The 22,377-nt window shown below is 44.6% G+C and carries 26 protein-coding genes and 1 pseudogene; 11 read left to right on the plus strand and 16 right to left on the minus strand.

Translation table 11 applies throughout. The features are described 5' to 3' along the window. Positions 1-130: 130 nt before the first annotated feature. From BHC51_RS09225 to hisB, 13 genes and pseudogenes are all read right to left on the minus strand, one after another. The gene (locus tag BHC51_RS09225; RefSeq protein ID WP_100135563.1) at positions 131-1,540 is read right to left on the minus strand and encodes a sensor histidine kinase; all 1,410 of its coding nucleotides are present in this window, start codon (positions 1,538-1,540) and stop codon (positions 131-133) included. Between the two features lie 40 nt (positions 1,541-1,580). Next, entirely contained in the window at positions 1,581-2,264 is a 684-nt protein-coding gene (locus BHC51_RS09230) for a response regulator transcription factor (RefSeq protein ID WP_100099553.1), read from the minus strand. Positions 2,265-2,426: 162 nt separating this feature from the next. Further along, complete coding sequence (locus tag BHC51_RS09235; protein ID WP_100153854.1) at positions 2,427-4,235, minus strand: PglL family O-oligosaccharyltransferase; 1,809 nt, start codon at positions 4,233-4,235, stop codon at positions 2,427-2,429. Positions 4,236-4,344: 109 nt separating this feature from the next. Next, positions 4,345-5,112: a twin-arginine translocase subunit TatC gene (gene tatC / locus BHC51_RS09240; protein WP_373885690.1), complete on the minus strand. Its 768-nt coding sequence runs from the start codon at positions 5,110-5,112 to the stop codon at positions 4,345-4,347. 13 nt (positions 5,113-5,125) lie between these two features. Further along, the gene (gene tatB, locus BHC51_RS09245) at positions 5,126-5,599 is read right to left on the minus strand and encodes a Sec-independent protein translocase protein TatB (RefSeq protein ID WP_100153855.1); all 474 of its coding nucleotides are present in this window, start codon (positions 5,597-5,599) and stop codon (positions 5,126-5,128) included. 9 nt (positions 5,600-5,608) lie between these two features. After that, the gene (tatA, locus tag BHC51_RS09250) at positions 5,609-5,809 is read right to left on the minus strand and encodes a Sec-independent protein translocase subunit TatA (RefSeq protein WP_100135522.1); all 201 of its coding nucleotides are present in this window, start codon (positions 5,807-5,809) and stop codon (positions 5,609-5,611) included. Positions 5,810-5,902: 93 nt separating this feature from the next. Then, a complete protein-coding gene (locus BHC51_RS09255; RefSeq protein ID WP_180296483.1) occupies positions 5,903-6,208 on the minus strand; it encodes a phosphoribosyl-ATP diphosphatase in 306 nt (101 codons plus the stop codon). Positions 6,209-6,253: 45 nt separating this feature from the next. Then, complete coding sequence (hisI, locus tag BHC51_RS09260; RefSeq protein WP_100123115.1) at positions 6,254-6,670, minus strand: phosphoribosyl-AMP cyclohydrolase; 417 nt, start codon at positions 6,668-6,670, stop codon at positions 6,254-6,256. A gap of 50 nt (positions 6,671-6,720) precedes the next feature. After that, positions 6,721-7,488: an imidazole glycerol phosphate synthase subunit HisF gene (gene hisF, locus BHC51_RS09265; protein ID WP_100153856.1), complete on the minus strand. Its 768-nt coding sequence runs from the start codon at positions 7,486-7,488 to the stop codon at positions 6,721-6,723. Positions 7,489-7,522: 34 nt separating this feature from the next. Beyond that, positions 7,523-7,849, minus strand: a complete 327-nt coding sequence (locus tag BHC51_RS09270; protein ID WP_100153857.1) for a hypothetical protein — start codon at positions 7,847-7,849, stop codon at positions 7,523-7,525. A gap of 152 nt (positions 7,850-8,001) precedes the next feature. Beyond that, complete coding sequence (gene hisA / locus BHC51_RS09275) at positions 8,002-8,742, minus strand: 1-(5-phosphoribosyl)-5-[(5-phosphoribosylamino)methylideneamino]imidazole-4-carboxamide isomerase (RefSeq protein ID WP_100123114.1); 741 nt, start codon at positions 8,740-8,742, stop codon at positions 8,002-8,004. A gap of 51 nt (positions 8,743-8,793) precedes the next feature. Then, the gene (hisH, locus tag BHC51_RS09280; protein WP_100153858.1) at positions 8,794-9,441 is read right to left on the minus strand and encodes an imidazole glycerol phosphate synthase subunit HisH; all 648 of its coding nucleotides are present in this window, start codon (positions 9,439-9,441) and stop codon (positions 8,794-8,796) included. 948 nt (positions 9,442-10,389) lie between these two features. Further along, a pseudogene (gene hisB, locus BHC51_RS09285) lies at positions 10,390-10,980 on the minus strand (imidazoleglycerol-phosphate dehydratase HisB); the annotation flags it as partial. A gap of 247 nt (positions 10,981-11,227) precedes the next feature. Between hisB and BHC51_RS09290 the strand changes: the two are divergent. From BHC51_RS09290 to BHC51_RS09300, 3 genes are all read left to right on the plus strand, one after another. Next, positions 11,228-12,187, plus strand: a complete 960-nt coding sequence (locus BHC51_RS09290; protein ID WP_100123112.1) for a PhoH family protein — start codon at positions 11,228-11,230, stop codon at positions 12,185-12,187. A gap of 359 nt (positions 12,188-12,546) precedes the next feature. Further along, complete coding sequence (locus tag BHC51_RS09295; RefSeq protein ID WP_100135526.1) at positions 12,547-13,386, plus strand: SDR family NAD(P)-dependent oxidoreductase; 840 nt, start codon at positions 12,547-12,549, stop codon at positions 13,384-13,386. Between the two features lie 46 nt (positions 13,387-13,432). Beyond that, positions 13,433-13,618 carry a hypothetical protein gene (locus tag BHC51_RS09300; RefSeq protein WP_100153859.1) on the plus strand — a complete coding sequence of 62 codons (186 nt, stop codon included), beginning with the start codon at positions 13,433-13,435 and terminating at the stop codon, positions 13,616-13,618. Positions 13,619-14,278: 660 nt separating this feature from the next. Here BHC51_RS09300 and BHC51_RS13115 read toward each other — a convergent pair. The 3 genes from BHC51_RS13115 to BHC51_RS13190 are packed head-to-tail and all read right to left on the minus strand — an operon-like array spanning position 14,279 to position 14,971. Beyond that, on the minus strand, positions 14,279-14,497 hold the full coding sequence (locus tag BHC51_RS13115; protein WP_257384800.1) for a hypothetical protein: 219 nt from the start codon (positions 14,495-14,497) through the stop codon (positions 14,279-14,281). A gap of 33 nt (positions 14,498-14,530) precedes the next feature. Continuing rightward, positions 14,531-14,746: an AAA family ATPase gene (locus tag BHC51_RS13120; RefSeq protein WP_257384804.1), complete on the minus strand. Its 216-nt coding sequence runs from the start codon at positions 14,744-14,746 to the stop codon at positions 14,531-14,533. 48 nt (positions 14,747-14,794) lie between these two features. Continuing rightward, positions 14,795-14,971 (minus strand): nucleotide-binding protein, encoded by a 177-nt coding sequence (locus tag BHC51_RS13190; RefSeq protein ID WP_306807530.1) that lies wholly within the window; start codon positions 14,969-14,971, stop codon positions 14,795-14,797. A 304-nt stretch (positions 14,972-15,275) separates the two neighbouring features. Here BHC51_RS13190 and BHC51_RS09315 point away from each other — a divergent pair, with 304 nt between their 5' ends. From BHC51_RS09315 to BHC51_RS09350, 8 genes are all read left to right on the plus strand, one after another. After that, on the plus strand, positions 15,276-15,668 hold the full coding sequence (locus BHC51_RS09315; RefSeq protein WP_100153860.1) for a nuclear transport factor 2 family protein: 393 nt from the start codon (positions 15,276-15,278) through the stop codon (positions 15,666-15,668). Positions 15,669-15,926: 258 nt separating this feature from the next. Then, entirely contained in the window at positions 15,927-16,436 is a 510-nt protein-coding gene (locus tag BHC51_RS09320; protein WP_100153861.1) for a TetR family transcriptional regulator C-terminal domain-containing protein, read from the plus strand. Positions 16,437-16,609: 173 nt separating this feature from the next. Then, a complete protein-coding gene (acuI, locus tag BHC51_RS09325) occupies positions 16,610-17,602 on the plus strand; it encodes an acrylyl-CoA reductase (NADPH) (RefSeq protein ID WP_100153862.1) in 993 nt (330 codons plus the stop codon). Between the two features lie 140 nt (positions 17,603-17,742). Then, on the plus strand, positions 17,743-18,348 hold the full coding sequence (locus BHC51_RS09330; protein WP_100123457.1) for a Maf family protein: 606 nt from the start codon (positions 17,743-17,745) through the stop codon (positions 18,346-18,348). 36 nt (positions 18,349-18,384) lie between these two features. Then, complete coding sequence (locus tag BHC51_RS09335; protein WP_100123458.1) at positions 18,385-18,624, plus strand: hypothetical protein; 240 nt, start codon at positions 18,385-18,387, stop codon at positions 18,622-18,624. 289 nt (positions 18,625-18,913) lie between these two features. Next, positions 18,914-19,525 (plus strand): LexA family protein, encoded by a 612-nt coding sequence (locus BHC51_RS09340; protein WP_257384801.1) that lies wholly within the window; start codon positions 18,914-18,916, stop codon positions 19,523-19,525. Positions 19,526-19,535: 10 nt separating this feature from the next. Continuing rightward, on the plus strand, positions 19,536-20,933 hold the full coding sequence (locus BHC51_RS09345; RefSeq protein WP_100099532.1) for a 3'-5' exonuclease family protein: 1,398 nt from the start codon (positions 19,536-19,538) through the stop codon (positions 20,931-20,933). Then, the gene (locus tag BHC51_RS09350) at positions 20,917-22,179 is read left to right on the plus strand and encodes a Y-family DNA polymerase (protein ID WP_100099531.1); all 1,263 of its coding nucleotides are present in this window, start codon (positions 20,917-20,919) and stop codon (positions 22,177-22,179) included. Before BHC51_RS09345 ends, BHC51_RS09350 begins: the two co-directional genes overlap by 17 nt. Positions 22,180-22,377 lie beyond the last annotated feature (198 nt).

Consider the following 22,377-nt stretch of genomic DNA (forward strand, 5'->3'; position numbering starts at 1 on the left):
TCTGAGTGATTTACAGACTATGCAGATTTTAAATCAAACAGTTTTGTGCCCATTACGGGTACGCTAGTCTGTAATCAGAACTGGAAAAACTGGATCAAGACAATAACTTTATCCAGCAGATGAATAGCGCTTAATTCTGGTTTTTCTGGCGATTCCTGTTCCTGCTCGGGGTAAATTTAGGCAGCAAGAAATGCATACTCAACCCCTTAGGTTCTTGATTATCTGCATAAATCTTGCCATGATGGCGATCAATAATATGTTTGGTTAAAGCCAAACCCAAGCCAGTACCCGGTTTATTGGCACTGCTGTCTGCACGATAAAAGGCCGTAAAAATATGCGGCAACTGATTTTCTGCCACACCGGGTCCATTGTCGCTGATATCAACCTGCCATTGCTGCCTGCCACCCTCGTAAAGATGAACTTTGATTTCACTGCCCTCAGGGCTATAGTTAATTGCATTACGCACCACGTTGTCAAAAGCGCGATACAAATAGCTTTCATTGGCTTTTACCATCGCAGTTTCTGGAATGTCACACTGCCACAATAAAGTTTGCTGGTGCTGCATTGCTACTGCCTGATTATCGTCAACAATCTGCTTGATTAGCGGTACCAGTGCCAGCGGTTCCAGCGTAATTGGTAAATCTGAGGTTTCCAGTCGCGATAAGGTAAGCAGTTCACCTACCAATAAATCCATGCGTCCCAGTTCACTTTCCAAACGTTGCAGGTGCTGTTCCTGCTTTTGTGGTTGCACATGAATCAAACCGATAATGGCCTGCATACGTGCCAACGGCGAACGCATTTCATGAGAAACGTGATGCAATAAATGACGTTCCTTTTCAACCAGCTTCTGCAATTTATCTGCCATATTATCGAATTGTACAGCCAGAGAATACAGTTCATCACGTCGTTCTGATAGCTGATGGGATACTCGGGTCTGCAAATTTCCATGTGCCAAACGATCCATACCTCGCCACAAAACACGAATCGGCTGGGTAATGTTGTTGGCCAGAATATAAGCAGTGAGTAAACCAACGATAATAATGAAACTGAGAATAATAAATTCATGCCAGACTGGTGCAATCGGCAGGCCGGGAATAAAAAAAGGACTTGGCGGACGAGGTGTGCGCTCATGACTCCAGCCCCGAATCATAAACAGATACTCTTCCCCAAGTGAGTTGTAGGAAATCTGTACCAGTTTTGAGTTTGGATGTGACAGGGCAAATTCATGTGCTTTGTCGATGTCTTCTGGGTCAATAGGACGTCCGAGAATATCGTTTTTGTTGTCACCGGTGATTACATACAGATTTTCACCACCAGGACTATTACCCCATTCTATTAACTGTTCTCGTATACCGGCATCGCCACGCGCCTGAAACGCATTCATGGTACTACTGAGCAGATTTTCTTCAAAATTACGCTGTTGCTTGAACCGGGTTTCAGCAAGTGTGTTTTGCACCAGCCAGAAAGAAGAGCTGGCCACAAAAATGGCACAAACGATTACTGCGAGAAACGTAGCAAATATACGGGGAAACAGTTTCATATGATAGAACAGGCTGTTTGTTAACAGCCTGTATTCTGGTTCAGTTTTTAACAAACAAATAACCCAGACCACGCACGGTCTGAATCAGACTGGCATTGCCAAGCTTATGCCGGATACTTGAAATATGAACGTCAATACTGCGGTCAAATTTGGCCAATTTACGTTCCAGCGCTTCCAATGACAAGGTTTCTTTGCTTACTACCTGACCGGCATGGCGCATCAATACTTCAAGTAGATTAAATTCCGTACTGGTCAGCTCGAGAGGTTCTTCTTCGATGGTAACCTGACGCTTGGCTGGATAAAGTACGACACCACTGGCTGCAATGCTGTTCGGAATGCCATTCTGGTCGTTATCATGACTCTGGTGTGTCCGGCGTAAAATCGCATTAATACGCGCCAGCAACTCACGTGGCTGACAAGGTTTTGGTACGTAATCGTCCGCACCCATTTCCAAACCAATAATGCGATCAATATCATCACCTTTGGCTGTCAGCATGATAATCGGTATCTTGCTTTGTACGCGAACTGTTTTTAAAACATCCAGACCGTTCATTTTCGGCATCATGGAATCCAGTACCACTACATTGTACTGACCTGTTAAAATTTCTTTAACACCAGCCTCGCCATCGGCGACACGACTCACTTCCAGCCCTTCTGCTGTCAGATATTCAGTGAGTAACTCAGTCAACAAATTATCGTCATCAATTAATAATACACGATTCATATAATCCTCCTAAATGGAAGTGCACAGTTTGTATTGACTACAAACGTATTTACTTTATTTACACTTTGTATCTTAACATGTAGGTTGAAATTATCTTTACAGTGGCAAGGCTTTTGCTCACTTTTTCATTAAAAACCACTATGTTAAATATGTGTCTAAACCCTATAAACATTTCATTTTCTGAGCGCTTTGCTGCTGATATTTCAGACAATCCTGCTGTAACTGTGGTATCACTGCCACTGCCTGAGGTTGCTGCTTGATTCTGCTTATAAAATTAGGCACCAATCCCGGATAATAATGACTTACCTGACTAAACCACAGCTTCGCAGCCACACTCTGATGCTCCTGCTCTAAGTAAAGGCCACGTATAAAAGTGTTGCTATATGGTCGATACCGACCTGAGAGCAATGCAGCCTGTTTCCCCCATAAAGGTAAAAAAGATTCAGTCACATTAAGTTTTTCGATAACTGCCATATCAATATAATAACGCATAAAGTACATATGCTTACGTAAATCGCGTATATGATTTATTTGCTCAGCCTGTGGCAGATTACGATCAGCACGAACTTTTAAAAAACGTTGGTAAGCCAACATTTGCCATAATATCAATATCATACATAGCAACGTCATCACTGCCCAGAACTGGTTTACCCAAGTAGAAGCTGGCTGACCAACTTCTGCCTGCTGCTTCTGTGGTAGTGGTGTCAATGCTATAAACAGCACAAATACAGCGAGAAAATAACTATACCACAACGGATATTCCAGCATGCTGTGACATAAAGACACCAGAATCATACTCACCAGTACAATCGATGCTGGATTAAATCCCTTATAAAAATGTGGCCTGATTGCCCATATAAAACAGATACTGGCAATTAAGAATCCTATTATTCCTGTTTCAGCCAGTAACTGTAGCACCAGATTATGACAATGTGTAAACAGCACTGTATTTTCATATTGTCGAAATCCATTTGGATAAACATCTGCAATGGCAAAACCCTGATAAGCATAACTGCCCCAACCATAGCCAAACCAAGGCGCACTTTTAAATATCAGCCATGCCTTATGCCATTCCATTTGGCGTCCAGACTGAGAAAAACCACCTTGCTCCAGCCGCGCTGTACCCGACTGGAAATTGATATGCAATAACATTTCAAACAAAGGACTTAATATCAACTGAAACAGTAATACCAGTCCGATGGCTGTAGCCAGCATCAGCAGCAAACGGTTCGCCGCGGCACCTGCACGCCAACGCCAGAAAAATAGTGACAAGCCAATTACCAACACATACACAATAATAGTACGTGAACCAATCAGCCCCATTACACCGGTAAACCAGATTAATAATGGCCATATCAGCCAGTTAGGCAGGCGCCGCTGCTGCCATAAAAAACACAGAGCCAGCACGCCCCACATCAGGTAATGCCCCAGATGATTGCGCTGCGCCAATTGTCCATAAATGTAATGGTTACCTGGGCCGCGCAATACTCCCGGAATCCAGCTAGTCACACCGGTAAACTGCATCACACAGACCATTGACTGCAACAATACCCCCAGAACCAGAGCCAGCGCCAGAATCGTCACAGCCGGAGTCTGTCCAATGCGAACTACCCAGTCACGTACAGCCCAAGCCAACATAGCAAGCACTGCAAACACCAGTGCCGTCAAGTCAGACTGGCTGGCATAAGGAAGGTGCATTACTCGTGCTTGTAGCATCAGCAAAGCGGCAAGTAATAACAATCCGATACTGGTAGCAGGAAGTGAACATCGCGTTGTGCGTGTCAGCATCGTTAGCCCAAACAGACAGAGTGTAAAAAATAAAGTTCCTGCTTCCAGATAAAAACTCGACAGCGTACCAACACGCCAGCTCGACATAAATGGCACGATACATAGTGTCAGCATCCCCAGCCACCAGACCAGAGTAGATGAACGGTAAATATTTGGACACGAATCAATTTGCAGCTGATTCATACAATTCTCCAATAAACAATATCGTTAACTGGCTTCGCATTTATTTATAAACAGGCTGCCTGAAAATTTTCAGGCAGCCTGTTTATTTCAGTATTAAGTAATAAAAAATCTATTGTCTCGGCGACTGGACAGATAAGGCTGTCTCTTTTCTATCTCCCCCCAAACAACGACATATCAAAATCCCAACCTCATAAAGAAGGATCAGCGGAATGGCCAACAAAGTTTGTGACAAAACATCCGGTGGAGTTACCACAGCTGCCACTACGAAAGCCCCTACTACGACATAGGCTCGAGCTTTTTTCAACTGTATAACTGATACCAGCCCGATTCTGTTGAGCAGAATTACCAGTACCGGTACCTCAAATGTTACGCCAAATGCCACAAACATACCTAGAATAAAAGACAAATATTTATCAATATCGGTTGCCATGCTGACCCCAACAGGGGTAATACCGGTTAGGAAACGGAAAATAACCGGAAAAACCAGATAGTAGGCAAATGCCATTCCTAGAGCAAACAGCAATACACTAGCAATTAACAAAGGTAAAATCAGGCGTTTTTCATGCCTGTATAACCCGGGGGCAACAAAAGCCCAGATTTGATACAGTGTATGTGGCAACGTGAGCAAAAATGCTGCCATTAATGTCACTTTCAACGGTACAAAAAACGGCGCAATTACCTCGGTAGCAATCATATGCTGCCCGGCCGGTAAGTTCGCCATTAAAGGTTCAGCCACAAAAGTATAAATTTTCTGCGCGAAAGGCACCATCAGCGCAAAACACAGCAACAGAATACCCAGAATCCACATCAGACGACGACGCAATTCCAGCAGGTGATCAATTAATGTCAATTCAGTATTTTCATCAACCGGCATCATAATCACTCATCCATTAATGTCGGCGAACGCGTAATTTCGGGGTTATGCTACGCCGTGGCCGCATATCCCGTCGGCGCTGTAAAGCCTGCCGGTGTAATGAAACCCGATGCAGCAATGGTGCTTCCGCTATCTGTGTGCGATAGTCATGCAACGGTTCTAATACAGACATATTGTCTGTATCCTCTTGCGGTTTATCTTGAGTAAGCTGGTGCTTAAGTGCATCCGCCTCACCACGAATATTGCGCACATAAGTGTTAACATCACGTTCAAACGAACGGGCGGTCGCCTCAATACTGTCACGTGCCTGCCTGAATTCAGCCACACCGGCCTGTTGGTTCAGTTCCGTTTTAACATTATTAATGAAATTCTGAATGCGCCCAACCCACAGACCAGCACTACGCGCCACCTTGGGTAATCGTTCCGGCCCAAGTACCACCAGTGCCACTACGGCAATCAGTAAAATTTCACCAAAACCCAAACCAAACATAATCGTCTTCTATGCTTTATTGTCATCTTGATTATGTTCGATTACAGCATCCTTTTTTGCATTTTCCCGATCACTTTCTTTCAGTCCCTGCTTAAAATCATGTACTGCACCGCCCACATCTTTACCAACATTGCGTAACTTTTTGGTACCGAAAATCAGTACAACAATCAGCAATACTACAAGCCAATGCCAAATTGAAAAACTGCCCATAATACTATCCTTTACTTGAACTGCCTAAAAAAAACATGCGCCTGCTGTTTATCCACAGCAGCGCATATTTATAATACGTTGTAATTAAAGCGGCTAACGACTGGCTTTTTCGGTCAAACCAGAAATATGCTGTCGCTGTTGCAACTCCTGTAACACATCCTCAACCCGTATCTGATGATAAGTCAATAACACCATGATATGGAACCAGACATCAGCTACTTCTTTAACCAAATGCTGCTTGTCACCATCCTTAGATGCCATCAGCACTTCACCTGCCTCTTCTATAACCTTTTTCAGGATTTTATCTTCACCGCTATGCAATAACTGTGCAACGTAAGAAGTTTGAGGTGAGGCTTGTCGTCTGGCGTCCAGCACATCAGCCAACTCACTTAATACCATAGCCACATCTGCTGCTTCCGGCGTCTGTGTCATCCCGTTCCCTCTTTAATCATTATGCGTCTGCTTCTGGGCAGAACGGATATAAATTTCATTTTCATCTTTGATAACTGGTTCAACACTTTCCCAGCCACCATTCTGGTAAATCTGATAAAAGCAACTGGCATGCCCAGTATGACAGGCAATACCGCCATACTGTTCAACCAGCAACACTAAAGCATCACCATCACAATCCAGACGCAGTTCATATACTTTTTGCGTATGACCAGACTGCTCACCTTTCATCCACTGCTGCTGACGCGAACGACTATAATAATGAGCGAAGCCCGTAGTTATAGTCTGGCGCAAGGCTTCTGCATTCATCCATGCTACCATTAACACACGCAAAGTATGTCTGTCCTGCACCACGGCACAAGCCAGACCATTATCATCCCACTTTACCGCATCCAGAAGTGTATTCACCACAGCAATTGTCCTTATTTTCAGGTAAACATACAACCACCATCAAGCCTGAACTATACACGCATTTCAATACCTGCATGCTTCATGGCCATTTTGGCATCCTGAATACGTACCTCGCCGAAGTGAAAAATGCTGGCCGCCAGCACAGCATCAGCATGACCTACCTGCACTCCTTCAATCAGGTGCTCAATATTACCCACACCACCAGATGCAATTACCGGTACGGTAACAGCATCACTTACAGCCCGAGTAAGGAATAAATTGAAACCGGCTTTAGTACCATCACGATCCATACTGGTTAACAGAATCTCACCAGCTCCACGCAACGCCATATTCCGTGCCCATTCTACTGCATCCAGACCAGTCTGCCTGCGTCCGCCATGAGTAAAAACTTCCCAGCACGTATTTTCTGCATCTACAGCCTTGGCATCTACAGCAACAACAATCGCCTGATTGCCAAAAAATGCACTGGCTTCGTTAACCAGCTCTGGATTTGTCACTGCGGCCGTATTAATCGATACTTTATCTGCACCCGCATTGAGTAATCGGCGTATATCTTCAATACTGCGCACCCCACCGCCCACGGTCAGAGGAATAAACACCCGGCTGGCTACTGCCTCAATAACATGTAAAATCGTATCACGATTATCTGAACTGGCTGTAATATCCAGAAAAGTAAGCTCGTCTGCGCCTTCATCATTATAACGTTGGGCTATTTCCACAGGATTACCGGCATCACGCAGGGAAACAAAATTAACGCCTTTGACTACACGTCCATTATCAACATCCAGACAGGGAATAATACGTTTGGCTAAAGCCATGATGCTATCTTTCTCAGCTATGCAATAGCGGTAATTATTTCAGCCAATGCCCAACCAGAGCAGATACATTCAGCTGTAAATAATAGTAGGCAACACCTACTATTATCGAATAAATCACAGCACTGACGCTACTGAGGCAAACAATATCAAATAACCACATGATAATAAAAATATAAATCCACTGAACAATCCATTCCACTAACCAAGCATTGTTCACATTGGGCCATGCATGTTCTATGATGCAACTTACCCCCATCATCACGATAATAAATATACTGGCCTCAAAAAAAATCTGCCGTGAGCGATTCATCGTTAACAATAGCCATAACGCCAGCATCAGCGAACCAAATACACTAATCATCACACTACCTCCCTAAAATTACTGTACTTATTAAGTAAATAAATCACACTAGCTTTCCGAAAATCCCAGTTATCAAGCATCATCATTATTATCAATAATTTTTGCCATAATCAGATTATTAGGAACCTTACCGGATGCATAAAAATCAGAAATTAACATTTATTTTGATCAGCCATGCGCTGTGCTGCTGCCAGATCAAGTGAGCCTTCATAAATAGCCCGTCCAACAATAGCACCGATAACTCCTTGTTCAGCTACCGCGCATAGCGCTTCCACATCCGCCATACTGGTCACACCACCGGATGCAATCACTGGCACAGAAGTTTCCTGAGCCAGCCTCACTGTAGCCTCTACATTAACACCGCTCATCATTCCGTCACGACCAATATCAGTATAGATAATGCTATTAACACCATCATCTGCAAACCGTTTAGCCAGTTCGGTCACATGAAAATCAGTCACCGTTGCCCAGCCGTCGACCGCAACCATACCATCTTTAGCATCCAGTCCAACAATAATCTTCCCAGGAAAGGCAGCACATGCCTGCTGAACCAATCGTGGATTATTTACCGCCGCCGTGCCGATAATGACGTAACTCAGCCCTAGCTGCAAATACTGTTCAATAGTATGCAGATCACGAATACCGCCTCCGATCTGTACCGGCACATTATCCGCCACCTGTTCCAGTATCGCTTTGATGGAAATCATATTCTCAGGCTTACCGGCAAAAGCACCATCCAGATCCACCAGATGTAAACGGCGGGCTCCCTGTTGACACCAATGCATAGCCATCTTTGCCGGTTCATCAGAAAATACCGTGGCTCTGTCCATCAGCCCTTGTTGCAGGCGCACACACTGCCCGCCTTTTAAATCAATCGCAGGAATCAATAACATATCAAATTCGCATTACATTAACGCGTTAAACACCAATACCATTAAATTAGACTAAAGCGTACCATCCCACCGCAAAAAATTACCCAGCAACTGCAAACCGGCCATATGACTTTTTTCAGTATGAAACTGGGTAGCAAAAACATTATCCCTACCCACTATACAGGCAAAATCATTGCCATAGTCCGCCTTACCCATAACAATGGACGAATCGTGCGGTAACAGATAATAGCTATGCACAAAATAGAACCACTCATTCTGTGCAACTCCAGCAAACAAAGGATGATTTTGAGTCTGATGTACCCGATTCCAGCCCATATGCGGTATTTTCAGTGGCCGTCCATCTGCACCTGAAGTAGACTGAAAACGCAATACAGTTCCCTGAAACCAGCCCAATCCGGCAGTATCACCTTCCTCACTGAATTCAAAAAGCAATTGAGCACCAACACAAATACCAAAAAACGGTTTACGCCGTAAACCATCCGTCAGTGCCTCTGCCAGCCCGCTTTGAAGTAAAGCAGACATACAATCCGGCATTGCTCCTTGACCGGGAAAAATAATTTTATCGGCCGCATACACCTCGTCCGGTTCTGCCGTCAGAATAATTTCCGCCGGTTTCTGCTGTAACTGATTTGCTGCCTGTACCGAGTGCAGAACCGAGTGCAGATTACCCATACCATAATTGACAATGGCTACTTTCATCTTCACATCTTTATTAAAATCAACTGAGAATCAAAAACAAATGAATTCTCATTATATCTGGCTATGACTCTGAAAGTGATACAAGCTCACTTACCACAGTACCAACCCATCCATTAGTAATGATTCCTGAACCTGTAGGAAACCTATCAGCAAATCTTCTTTTACCTACTTCTACAACGCCTATCAAATATTATTACCTGTGACCGCATGCAATACAGTACGCGCCACAGCCACCAGTAATTGCTGGCTACCGTATAATCAGCCAGACAGTAAATGTCTACTCACCCAAAACCACCTGTACCAGATAATCCATCATCCTGTTTCGTACTTCTTCACGCACCAGTCGTAACAACCTCAACCAACGTCAAATTATCGATAAAAATAGGGAAACAGCCCACAAATTTGCATACATGACTACCTGAGTATTTTTCCATCAAGACGCACCTGCGCAGCACAAACACTGCCTTGCCAGTGCTGTTTCATCTCAATTAAACATGATTGTGTATCCTACCCGCATTACCTTGGCAAAAAGAATGATATTTAAAATATTCAGGTGAAGATGCCATATTGCCGGCCATGAACAGACTCAACATCAAAATTCTATTACATCATCACTCATATGCTTCTCTTGACCTAGATCAGGTATTCAAATTTCTCAATCAGCTTTTCTTATCCAGACCAGTCAGACTGATAATGAAGAATATTCATATAGTCATCAAATTTCAAAATTGAACATTATCACAAACAAACAAATAAATACATAAATAAAAATATTATTTATCTATGTTAATCATGAATAACTTATTTTTTTTGCAACAATCCGCATATCAGTCATAGCCATACAGACTAAAGTCAACAGCAATATCTACCATGCCATTATCGTCAGTAAAAATAAAATTATCCGTTAACGTTTACCTAGTTAACGGATAGTCAATTTACCCTAAAACATTAAGCAGTCAGCGTACCCTTGGTTGATGGCATCATCCCCGCCATACGTTCATCCACAGCCACGGCCATCCGCAACGCGCGACCAAACGCCTTAAAAACTGTTTCAGCCTGATGATGCGCATTCAACCCACGTAAGTTATCAATATGCAGCGTCATCATCGCATGATTCACCAAACCATGAAAAAACTCACTGAACAAATCAACATCAAAGCGTCCGATTAAAGCACGGGTAAACTCAACGTTATACACCAGCCCCGGCCGCCCAGATAAATCTATCACCACCCGGCTTAACGACTCATCTAGCGGTACATAACTATGACCATAACGTGTAATCCCGCATTTATCGCCCAAAGCTTGTCTCAGCGCCTGCCCCAGCGCAATACCTATATCTTCAACCGTGTGATGGTCATCGATATGCACATCTCCGCGACAGCGGATATCCAGATCAATCAGTCCATGGCGAGCAATCTGATCCAGCATATGTTCCAGAAAAGGCACCCCAGTATCAAAATTTCCCACGCCGGTGCCATCCAGATTAATACTTATCTGTATCTTTGTTTCACTGGTATTACGTGTAATCTTTGCAGTTCGCATGCCCTTATCCATTTACAAAATCATTTACATGCTTATTGGCGTAAACTGCCAGCAGCATTCCTCTATTTACAGCCACAATCTATACCAACTCATGCCTGCCGACAAGACAGCCCAACCATTTCTCATCATATAGACTTAAAAAAGCACCACAGCCAGACATAACATAAATCTGAAAATTTACCCTTGCTTTCGACCAGCTTGACTACATAATATCAATATTTATTTAATTTCATTCAACCTAACCATGAACCAAACCAATCATTATCAGCTAGAACAAATAGACAACACAGCTCTGCAACGCCTATGCGGCGTATTAGATCAGCACATTACCAGTCTGGGTAAAGCTCTGAATCTTGAAATTACCCGTCGCTTTGACCATTTCACTCTGACTGGAGAACAAATCAGACAAGGAATCAAAGCACTGGAAAATCTGGCCAGCATAGCACGGGAGCGGGAGTTGAACGATAACGACATTCAGCTTGCCGCTGTAGAAGCCAGAACCAGCATTCATCAGGATACAGAACATCACGAACCCAAAGTCTGGACGCTGCGCACTCGCCGCGGCAATATCGGTGGCCGTACGCCACGACAGAACGGCTATATACAGGCACTATTAAAACATGATGTCGTATTCGGTCTGGGTCCTGCCGGTACTGGTAAAACCTATCTAGCTGTAGCAGCGGCTGTAGATGCTATCGAAAAACATCAAGTGGAACGCATTGTACTGGTACGCCCTGCCGTTGAAGCCGGTGAAAAACTGGGCTTTCTGCCCGGTGATCTGGCACAGAAAGTCGATCCTTACCTGCGCCCCTTATATGACGCCCTCTACGACCTGATGGGTTTTGACCGCGTAACCAAGCTGCTGGAAAAAGGGCTGATTGAAATCGCCCCTTTAGCCTATATGCGCGGGCGCACACTTAACGGTGCTTATATCATTCTGGACGAAGCACAAAATACCACACCAGAGCAAATGAAAATGTTCCTTACCCGTATTGGCTTTGGAGCCAAAGCAGTTATCACCGGAGATACCAGCCAGATTGACTTACCCAAAAACATCAAAAGCGGCTTGAAAGACGCACGCGAAAAGCTCAACAACATTGATGGCATCTATTTTCACGTTTTCACCAGCGAAGATGTAGTACGTCATCCTTTGGTGCAGAAAATTGTTGATGCTTATGATACTGCGGCCGAAAAAGAACAATAATTTTAAATATTGTTTATCGAAACAACCCGAATATTTAACCTAAATAATTGGATTACTTAATTACCATCCCTCTGAGCTTTAAATGGAAATTTAAAAAAACTCAATGGATTTAATGATCTAAAATCCGCAAGCCCAGTAACGACTCAGCTAGTACAGAGGTAGGTTAATTGCGAATACTATACCGATAAAGCCAATGCATTCAGAGCAATATTTGAACGCTTATATATCTCTTATGATGAAGAAAACAACATTTTTATCATTTATAAATATAAACAGGCTATATATATAACCTTAGAAAATACATGCCATCCAGCATGTTAAACTACAACCGCCTAAACGGATCTCAATCAGGTACAAACATGCAAAAAACCATTCTGATTACCGGCTGTTCCAGTGGTATTGGTTATGCCACAGCACAACTTCTGCGACAAGACAACTGGCGTGTCTATACAAGCTGCCGGCGAGCAGAAGATGTAGCACGCTTGCGTTCAGAAGGTTTTCATAGTCTGCAATTAGACATCACCAATGATGAACAAATACAGACTGCTATCAATACCGTAATCACCGAATTTGGTCGATTGGATGCCTTATTCTGCAATGCTGGCTATGGCCAGACTGGTGCCGCAGAAGACATCAGCCGGGAAGCCTTGCAGGAGCAGTTCAACACCAATGTCTTTGGTACTTGGCAATGCATCAATGCAGCAATGAAAATCTTTCGCCGCCAGCAATATGGCCGCATTCTGGTCAACTCCAGCATACTCGGTTATGCAGCCATGCCATGGCGCAGTGCCTACACCAGCAGCAAATTTGCGCTAGAAGGATTATGCGATACCCTGCGGCAAGAAATCCATGCCAGCGGTATCCACATCAGTCTGCTCGAACCCGGTCCAATTGCCACCCGCTTCCGCCCCAATGCCCTAGTTAAATTCAAACAGTATATAGATGTTGAAAACAGCGTACATCGTGCTGCCTATCAGGCACAGCTCAACCGCCTGCAAACTGCTGGTGCTGTAGCACCATTTACCTTAACTGCCGAACAATGTGCCAGCGTCTGTATGCGCGCCCTGAATGCTCGCAAACCCAAAGCGCGCTATCCCGTTACCGTACCGGCACATCTATTCTGGTATTTAAAAAAACTCTTACCCATTAGCTGGCTGGACTGGCTGTGCCGTATTGCCGTAAGCAAGCAGGGAAAATAACCCAAACTCATTAATCCTCTTACCTATAAACAAAAAACCAAGAGCAATGACAGAATCACCTGATACACAACACCTATCCCGTAAAGAGCATAACACCAGAATTGCCCTTATCCGCAGCGGTGTAGAAGCAATGACCACACATGGCTACATCAGCGCCAATATTGAAAGCATACTGAAAAAAGTAGGTCCAAAGATTAACTTTTTTTACACCTACAGGCTATCCGACAACTAACTCTTTTAACATAAGGTCTACCTTTTTACGCCGGCAGGCTATCCGGCCAATAGCTTTTTCATCAAATTTAGTCAGTCTTTTTATCCATTCCAAGCCATGTTAAAAGCCATGAAAAGAGAAAACCATAAAAATGATTCTCGAAATATTGGAAAAAGGTTGTAGAAAGGTTGTAGAAAGGTTGTAGAAAGGTTGTAGAAAGGTTGTAGAAAGGTTGTAGAAAGGTTGTAGAAAGGTTGTAGAAAGGTTGTAGAAAGGTTGTAGAAAGGTTGTAGAAAGGTTGTAGAAAGGTTGTAGAAAGGTTGCAGAAAGGTTGCAGAAAGGTCGTCTACAACAACAGCTGTCTGCATAGTTATAATTCTGCAAACAGCTATTAATAAATACTTAAAAACTGCTTTACTCATAAACATATTTACTCAAAACAGTATTTAAGCATTAGTCCGGTAATGTAACAATATAATCGGTCAATAATTCCTTCACGCTCTTTCCGGTCTTTGCTGAATAAACTTTCAGCTTTGCATGTAATTCAGCAGATATCTGAAAATTTACTCGTTTCATGTCTGGCGCATCATCTGAAAGCTGAGCAAAAGTCAGGGCTTTATTTCGCTCGCTTGGCCTACCTGCACTTAACTTATTTCTGTTTTTATTCAAATACTCATTTACTCAAATAAATTTCTTTTTTATTTCATTGACTAGGTTGCGTATCTCGGTAGCTGCTTCGCCTGACGGTTCTGATTCAAGAACCGTTGTGCCTGATGCTGCACTGCCTGGATAACCAACACGTTGGGTAATACGGGTTTCCAGAATGGGCAAATCATAACCGGCCAATGCCTCTACAACCTCCTCACTGATTCTGGTTCCTTTGATTATTCTAGATACCACAAAAGCGGCTTATAAACGACCATCAGTTATTTCTTATCTGGTCTTTACTAGTTCGACCAGATCAGATGTCGCCCAAATGTCATAAGGTGAGGGTTGTACCGGAATTAATATAATATCCGCTGTTTTAATCGCAGAGACCGCCAAATCAGCAGCTTGAGGCGCACCATCAATCACCACAAAATCCATCTTGGCCACCAGATTTTTTATATCCCTGTCTATCGTTGGCCGGTCAATGCCGACCACCACCACCGTCAACGGATGGTCTTCCCTGACCGCTGCCCAGTCTCTGGCACGGCCCTACGGGTCAGAATCCACCAGCAAAACCTGATGACCCTCTAATTGCAGCACTCGTGCTAAATATGTGGCAATGGTTGTCTTGCCACTGCCACCCTTCTGATTCAATACAGCAATATCTTTTTGCTCCTTCCACAGCAGAGGGTAAATGAATACTGAATGATGGTCTAAGGTAAAGATATTTACCGCTTACCCTCCCTACATTACTGCCTCTTTGGTAAAGATTCGCCAGAAACCACCCTACCACCCCATAGTGACAACCAATTGAATAAATTACATTTCAGTTATTATAATTCCCTGGTTGAGCCAGAATAACTGGCCTGATACGCACTTATGTCACTCCATTGAATACGTAGTGTCATATTAAATTTTGGATGCTTTGATCTGCATGGCCGACTAACCGTATAGGTTATTCTGATATCGATATTATACTAATCAGGCTCTAAAATAGACTCCCTACCATCATTCATAAAGAATAATCAAAATGCAAAGTATTAAGCAAACAGTCATTGCAGCATTACAAACACTAATCACCGATCCCTTACATGACGAAAGTAAAATTGCACTATTTTTTGCTCCTGATTATCAACAAAGGGTGGATGGTAAGCAATTAGACTACAATGGGTTTGTCAGGCATATGAAGGCCATTAAATCGCATACTAAACGAATGAGCATTTCTATTAAAAGTGTCGTATCCGAAAATGATACGGTGTTCACTCATCACTATGTGAATGTGGAAAAAAATCAGGAGGAGAAGAGTAAGTTTGAAGTTTTTGCCTGCTTTACTTTGTCATCTGAAAAAATTATCTGCTGTGAAGAACTCACAAGAATGATTACAGGGCCATCTGAAGACAGCGATCTGGGTAGCAAAAGTTAACTTTTCTCAGTCTATAGTACGTGGCCGGAGATATTCCTGTTTTTTCCGCCACTTTTTTATAAAAAAGTCCTTTGCTGTATATCCGAACCTAGCACAGTTATGAATGTCGTGATCTGCTGTTTGATTTTGCCACAGCATGGCTACTTCAGCACAAGGTATTGTTGGCCCCCACTTACATCCTAATTAGAATCATGGGTAAAATCTGTGAAAAGAAAAATTGGTGAGTTTATTTGAGGCATCAAGGCAACGGGTATCGTTATGGAACAGCTGCACAAAATCCCATTTGACTATCTAAAACGTTCCTTTTACTACTACTTCAAAAGCAAAGAAGAATTCGGTAAAACCATACTCGAATACTACAACCATTTTTTTACAGAAAAACCAAAACAACACCTATCAAACGAAAATATCTCCTCAGCATTAGAGAGAATCCATGCATTCTGTACAGAAGCCAAAACCAACATGGCCAAATACAATTTCAACAGAGGCTGTCTGGTTGGCAAACTAATGCAGAATGAATCACACCTACCCCCTGATTATCCCTCACTACTCAACAACATCTTACACCACTGGCAAAACCAGATAGCTAACTGTTTACAACAAGCACAACAGCAGCACGAAATAAATCCACAACTAGACTGCGCAAAACTAGCCAACTTCTTCTGGCTTGGTTGGAAGGGTGCAGTAAGTCATGCCAAATTAATCAAAAACTCAGCGCCGCTGGATACGTTCACCGAACAAATTTTTAGCTTAATAAAACCCAGTTAAATAAGTCTTACTACAGTTTACAGACCAGCATAACCTCTCAACTTCTCTCCTCCTTTAAATTTAGCTAAACTCTATCTAAACAGCTATTTAGCTTTCTATTAACTACAACTAGACAACCAGTCTATACTAAAAATTAGACTGTCCGTCTAGTTATTAACAACAGGAATACAACCATGTTATCCAGAGCCATATTATTAGAAAAAAACCAAACCGGATTTTCCTGTAGCATCCAGAACATCACAGAAGAAGATCTGTTACAACAAACAGGTGATACCCTAATTCAGATACAGTATTCCAGTTTAAACTACAAAGATGCACTGGCCATCACCAATACCGGCCCTGTAGTGCGACAGTGGCCGATGGTACCCGGCATAGACGGCGTTGGGACGGTTATTCACAGTAACAGCCAACAATATCAAATTGGTGACAACGTTATTTTGAATGGCTGGGGCTGCGGCGAAACACATTGGGGCTGCCTGAGCCAGTATACCCACCTCAAGTCAGAATGGCTCATCCCTTTACCGACAGGTATCAGCACCCTACAGGCTATGACTATCGGCACCGCCGGCTATACAGCCGCCCTATGTGTTCAACGCATAATCGAACATGGTATCACCCCAGAACAGGGCAACATCCTCATCACCGGTGCAACCGGCGGCGTGGGTTCAGTCGCCATCATGTTACTCACCCAACTTGGTTACACCATTACCGCGGCCACCAGCAAAACCAACAATACAGATTACCTGCAACAACTAGGCGTACAGCATTTCATCGACAGCAAAACGCTGGCCAGCGCAGGCAAACCATTGCAAAAAGAACAATGGGCAGCAGCCATAGATGTACTCGGTTCACACAGTCTGGCTAATATTTGTGCTCAAATCCAGTACGGCGGCATTGTCACTGCCTGTGGTCTAGCACAAGGTATGGACTTTCCGGCAACAGTTGCCCCCTTTATCCTCAGAGGCATCACACTGGCTGGTATCGACAGCGTTATGGCTGCATATCCAAAACGCATAGCCGCATGGAATTTTCTGGCGAAGCATCTGAACACCAACCAACTACAACACATTGCTCAAACCATTTCCCTGAATGAGTGTCCTGAAATTGCACAAGAAATCATCAAGGGGAAAATCAAAGGCCGATTTATTGTCGACGTTAATCGTTAACCTAACAACATATATACCAATACAGCAAACATAAAATGCCTACCGCAACCCATTATCAATAGAAAACAACATAACTTAAAGTAATGTTAAAATAACCATAGCAAGCCCCCAACAACACACAATTATCCGCACCATAATCCATGAATCCGCCAACCATCTATCTGGCCTCAGGCAGCCCACGCCGACATGAAATCCTCACCAATCTTGGCTACCATGTCCTGCGCTTACCCGCAGAGATTGATGAAACACCCTATCCGGACGAGAACGCAACAGATTACGTTCAGCGCATGGCACGCATGAAAAACAGCGCGGCACTTACCACATGGCAACAAACCCAACAGCAGCCACCAGAATTTCCCCTTATCAGCGCCGACACTACTGTCAGCCTGAATAACCTGATTCTGGGCAAACCAGCCAGTACCAACGATGCATTCCGTATGCTCAAACTACTTTCAGGCCGCCAGCATCAGGTTCACACCGCAGTTTGCATTTACTGGCACAACCAAACCAGACATACCCTGCAAACCAGCACCGTTCAATTTGCCCCCTTACAAAATGAACAGATTGCCGCCTACATTGCCACTGGCGAACCACTGGATAAAGCAGGAGCCTATGGCATTCAGGGACTGGGTGGAATGTTAGTCGAACACATCAGCGGCAGCTTTACCGGCATCATGGGTTTGCCCGTATATGAAACCACCCAACTGCTCAGCCAGTGCAACTGTACACCACTCAAGCAAACATAATAAAATAATAAATCAGCCCCATAACAGCACAAAATCATGAAAATCTCATCTTTACTGCCTGTTTTCATCACCTGCATAGCCGCCTGCTCACATCACGAAAATCATCTCAGTGCCAGTGAAGCCGCAGCCATCACCGCTTCAGACATACAAAAAGCCCATCTGGAAGCCACCACTACCCTCGACCAGATTGCGGATCACATAGCCTCGGCCAACAGCACACCAGCTTCACACAGCCATTCAGCCCAACCTGCTTCTTCAGCACACCTGCAACAGTAGTAAGCCCATTATCTGGAATATTAATTTATCAGCAACAAATTATTCTTGCATAAATAATAAATACACAGCTTAACCACACCCTGCCTACATAACAACAATAAATAACAATTATTTAAAATAAACAATTAATTACAGAATAAGTTAACTTGCATCAACACAAGTAATATCTAACGGCATAAAGCACAAAAAAACAAACCATTACCAGCCATCCACAGCCAGCATAATTGACGCAGCAAAATCAAAATCCTACCATTCTTGATTAAATAACTTAATCAAGATGAGCATACTAGTGGTTGATACAGCAGCAAAATCCAGCGGACACGGTGGTGCCAGAGCTGGTGCCGGTCGCAAAGCCAAAATTGCCGGACCGAAAATAGTCAAACGCATACCCGTAAGCCTGATACCCGCAGTAGAACACCTGATCAGCCAGCTAGCTAATACCCCGCTGCGCCCTGCACAAAATCTGCCTGCCGATTGCTGGAAAATAGCCGACAATCTCAGCCAGCTAAACATCCCCTTAGCTATAGAAACCATTCCCGCTGGTTTTCCCAGCCCGGCAGAGCCCTACATCAGCGACTATCTGGATTTCAACCAGTATCTGATAAAAAATCAGGCAGCCACCATTGCCGTACGCTGCGGCGGAGATTCCATGCACGACGCGGGAATCAGCCGCAACGACCTGCTCATCATTGACCGCTCACTTATCCCCAAACACCGTGACATCGTTATGGCTGATTTAGGGAATGAATTCACCATCAAACGCCTGCATAAACTGGATAACCACCGTATCGAACTGCATTCCGAAAACAGCAGCCAGTCCTATCCCAATTTCAGCTTTAAAGAAGGCGACACCCTCGCCATCGTTGGCGTAGTAACCTACGTGATCAAACACATCCGCTAACCCAGAAATCATGTTCTCAGACCAGCAACTTGCCTTTATCGATATCGAAACCACCGGTGGCCGCGCCACCGTTGACCGCATTACCGAAATCGCCGTAGTCTACACCGAGGCCGGCCAGCAACAACCACAGGTTTTCCATACCCTACTTAACCCCGATACCAGCATTCCCCCTTTCATTCAGGCACTCACCGGTATCAGCAATCAGATGGTAGAACAGGCACCGTATTTCAACGACGAAATTGCCGACCAGCTCAGCGCTATTTTCAAAGAGCGTATTTTCATTGCCCACAACGTACGCTTTGATTATGGTTTCATCAAAGCCGCCTTCAAACGTCTGGGCAGAACATTCAACCCACAACAGCTATGCACCGTCAAACTATCACGCCAGCTCTATCCTGAGCACAAACACCACGGACTGGACAAAATCATCGCCCGTCACCACATCGACATGCACAACCGCCACAGAGCCTTTGCCGATGCACGTGCCATCTACGATTTTTGGCAGCAACTTAAACACAACTTTCCAGCCGACACCCTGCATCATGCCTGCAAAACCATCATGCAACGCCCCAGCCTGCCTGCCCATCTCAATAACGATGCCCTGAAAAACATCAACGATGATTATGGCGTGTACCTTATATACGGCGATAATGACCTTCCTCTGTATATCGGCAAAAGCAAACAAGTCAAAACCCGTCTGCTGAGCCATTTCGGTCAGGATGTACACAACAGCAAAGAAATGAGCCTGTCGCAACAAGCCAAAAAAATCGACGTAATCCCCTGTAGCGGCGAACTGGATGCCCTGCTCACCGAATCCGCACAAATCAAACAGCGCCAGCCTATCCTTAACCGCCGCCTGCGCCGTCAGAAAGACTTGTTCAGCTTCCAGCTCAGTACCAATACACACGGCTACGACACCCTGAATATCGTGCCCATGCGCCATGTCCAGTTCAATCAGCAACAGCGCTACTACGGCCTGTTTCACAGCAAAAGCGATGCCCAGAAAGCCATCAAAAACACCATCAATAATACTGATTTATGCCTGCAAACTCTCGGTATCGAAAAAGGCAGCAGCAACCGCCCCTGCTTCCGCCACCAGCTACACCAGTGCAGCGGTGCCTGCATCAACAAAATCACCGCCGCCACCCACAACCTGAAACTAGCACTGGCATTACAAAAAATCAAACTGGCTGCATGGCCATTTAACAGCTATGCCTACGTCAAAGAACGGCAAAAATACCACATCTTCCACCATTGGATTTATCTGGGCAGCGCCAGTAACAGCGATGAACTGCACACCATCCTCAGCCAGCCACAAGGCCAACTGGATCGCGATGTCTACCAAATCATCCAGCAACACAAACACCAACTACAAGCCCTGAACCCTGCCCATGTTTGCCCTGATTGACGGCAATAACTTCTATTGCTCCTGTGAAAGAGTGTATCGCCCTGAACTCAAACAGCAGCCCATCATCGTCCTGAGTAACAATGATGGCTGCGTCATCTCCCGTTCCAGTGAAGCCAAAGATATCGGTATCAAAATGGGTGTCCCCTATTTCCAGATTCAGCATTTCGTTCAACAGGGCAAATTAACCGTTTTTTCCTCCAATTACGAACTGTATGCCGACCTGTCACGACGTATGATGAACACCATCGCTTCCCTCGTGCCCGCCATCGAAATCTACTCCATCGACGAATGCTTTGCCGACCTGCACGGCCTGAATAACCTGCACCCACTCGGCCATAACATCCGCAACCGCATTCAGCAATGGGTAGGCATCCCCACCTGCGTCGGCATCGCTCCCACCCGCACCCTAGCCAAATTCTGCAACCATCTGGCCAAACGCCACCGCCACCACTTTAATGGCGTCGTTGTCTGGACAAACTGGAACCGTAACATCCAGCAACGCGCCCTGGCCAGCTCACCCATAACCGACATCTGGGGTATCGGCCGCAGAATCGGCCAGAAACTCGCTGCTCAGGGCATCCGCACCGCCCTTGACTTCACCAACGCCCATACCCCCACCCTAAGAAAACAGTTCGGCGTTGTACTCGAACGCACCCAACGCGAAATGCAGGGCATCCCCTGTAGCGAACTCATCATCAACGAAGCCAGCCGCCAGCACATCGTGCGCAGCCGCAGCTTTGGCAACATAATTACCAGTCTCGATGGCCTGCAAGCCGCCATCAGCCACCACATCACCTCTGGTGCAGCCAAACTGCGCGACCAAAACAGCCACGCGCATATCCTTGGTGTTTTTATCTACACCAACCGCTTTCGTCACGACCAATCCCAATATAACGGCTACCAGTTTATCAAACTGCCACAGCCCAGTGCCGACACCCTCACCCTTAACCATATCGCCCAGAATCTGCTACGCAGCATCTACCGCTCAGGCTATGAATACAAAAAATGTGGCATCGAACTAAGCGGCATCGAACCAGCACAGACTTTCCAGCAACCGGACTTACTCTGCCCCAGCGAACGCAACCACCGCCCCGAACTCATGAATGCATGGGACAACATCACCAGCCGTTACGGCCGCAACAGCATCCAGCTTGGCAGCGAACTGCAATCCAGCCACTGGCACATGACCCGTACCCAGCTCAGCCCGTGCTATACCACCCAATGGCCAGAACTATTAACCATCTAACTACTTAACCATAAAATACTGCTTTAAAAATCAAATCGCCCTGAAACACCAGAAAAATTCAGCAATTAACGATAAGGCATCTTTAGCATACTGAATACTCTAATCAGTCAGACGAAGCTATGTCATACATACACACAAACATACATATATAATTGGCTTAAATAAAAAATATTTTCAAATTTTATTTCCCACCCAAAG

Source organism: Snodgrassella alvi, assembly GCF_002777745.1.
In the GTDB taxonomy this organism is placed as follows: domain Bacteria; phylum Pseudomonadota; class Gammaproteobacteria; order Burkholderiales; family Neisseriaceae; genus Snodgrassella; species Snodgrassella alvi_D.

Excerpts from the sequence above, each read along its gene's own strand:
- BHC51_RS09225 (WP_100135563.1), bottom strand. The coding sequence starts at position 1,540 with ATGAAACTGTTTCCCCGTATATTTGCTACGTTTCTCGCAGTAATCGTT.
- BHC51_RS09230 (WP_100099553.1), bottom strand. The coding sequence starts at position 2,264 with ATGAATCGTGTATTATTAATTGATGACGATAATTTGTTGACTGAGTTA.
- BHC51_RS09235 (WP_100153854.1), bottom strand. The coding sequence starts at position 4,235 with ATGAATCAGCTGCAAATTGATTCGTGTCCAAATATTTACCGTTCATCT.
- tatC (WP_373885690.1), bottom strand. The coding sequence starts at position 5,112 with ATGATGCCGGTTGATGAAAATACTGAATTGACATTAATTGATCACCTG.
- tatB (WP_100153855.1), bottom strand. The coding sequence starts at position 5,599 with ATGTTTGGTTTGGGTTTTGGTGAAATTTTACTGATTGCCGTAGTGGCA.
- tatA (WP_100135522.1), bottom strand. The coding sequence starts at position 5,809 with ATGGGCAGTTTTTCAATTTGGCATTGGCTTGTAGTATTGCTGATTGTT.
- BHC51_RS09255 (WP_180296483.1), bottom strand. The coding sequence starts at position 6,208 with ATGGTATTAAGTGAGTTGGCTGATGTGCTGGACGCCAGACGACAAGCC.
- hisF (WP_100153856.1), bottom strand. The coding sequence starts at position 7,488 with ATGGCTTTAGCCAAACGTATTATTCCCTGTCTGGATGTTGATAATGGA.
- BHC51_RS09270 (WP_100153857.1), bottom strand. The coding sequence starts at position 7,849 with ATGATTAGTGTATTTGGTTCGCTGATGCTGGCGTTATGGCTATTGTTA.
- hisA (WP_100123114.1), bottom strand. The coding sequence starts at position 8,742 with ATGTTATTGATTCCTGCGATTGATTTAAAAGGCGGGCAGTGTGTGCGC.
- hisH (WP_100153858.1), bottom strand. The coding sequence starts at position 9,441 with ATGAAAGTAGCCATTGTCAATTATGGTATGGGTAATCTGCACTCGGTT.
- BHC51_RS09290 (WP_100123112.1), top strand. The coding sequence starts at position 11,228 with ATGAACCAAACCAATCATTATCAGCTAGAACAAATAGACAACACAGCT.
- BHC51_RS09295 (WP_100135526.1), top strand. The coding sequence starts at position 12,547 with ATGCAAAAAACCATTCTGATTACCGGCTGTTCCAGTGGTATTGGTTAT.
- BHC51_RS09300 (WP_100153859.1), top strand. The coding sequence starts at position 13,433 with ATGACAGAATCACCTGATACACAACACCTATCCCGTAAAGAGCATAAC.
- BHC51_RS09315 (WP_100153860.1), top strand. The coding sequence starts at position 15,276 with ATGCAAAGTATTAAGCAAACAGTCATTGCAGCATTACAAACACTAATC.
- BHC51_RS09320 (WP_100153861.1), top strand. The coding sequence starts at position 15,927 with ATGGAACAGCTGCACAAAATCCCATTTGACTATCTAAAACGTTCCTTT.
- acuI (WP_100153862.1), top strand. The coding sequence starts at position 16,610 with ATGTTATCCAGAGCCATATTATTAGAAAAAAACCAAACCGGATTTTCC.
- BHC51_RS09330 (WP_100123457.1), top strand. The coding sequence starts at position 17,743 with ATGAATCCGCCAACCATCTATCTGGCCTCAGGCAGCCCACGCCGACAT.
- BHC51_RS09335 (WP_100123458.1), top strand. The coding sequence starts at position 18,385 with ATGAAAATCTCATCTTTACTGCCTGTTTTCATCACCTGCATAGCCGCC.
- BHC51_RS09345 (WP_100099532.1), top strand. The coding sequence starts at position 19,536 with ATGTTCTCAGACCAGCAACTTGCCTTTATCGATATCGAAACCACCGGT.
- BHC51_RS09350 (WP_100099531.1), top strand. The coding sequence starts at position 20,917 with ATGTTTGCCCTGATTGACGGCAATAACTTCTATTGCTCCTGTGAAAGA.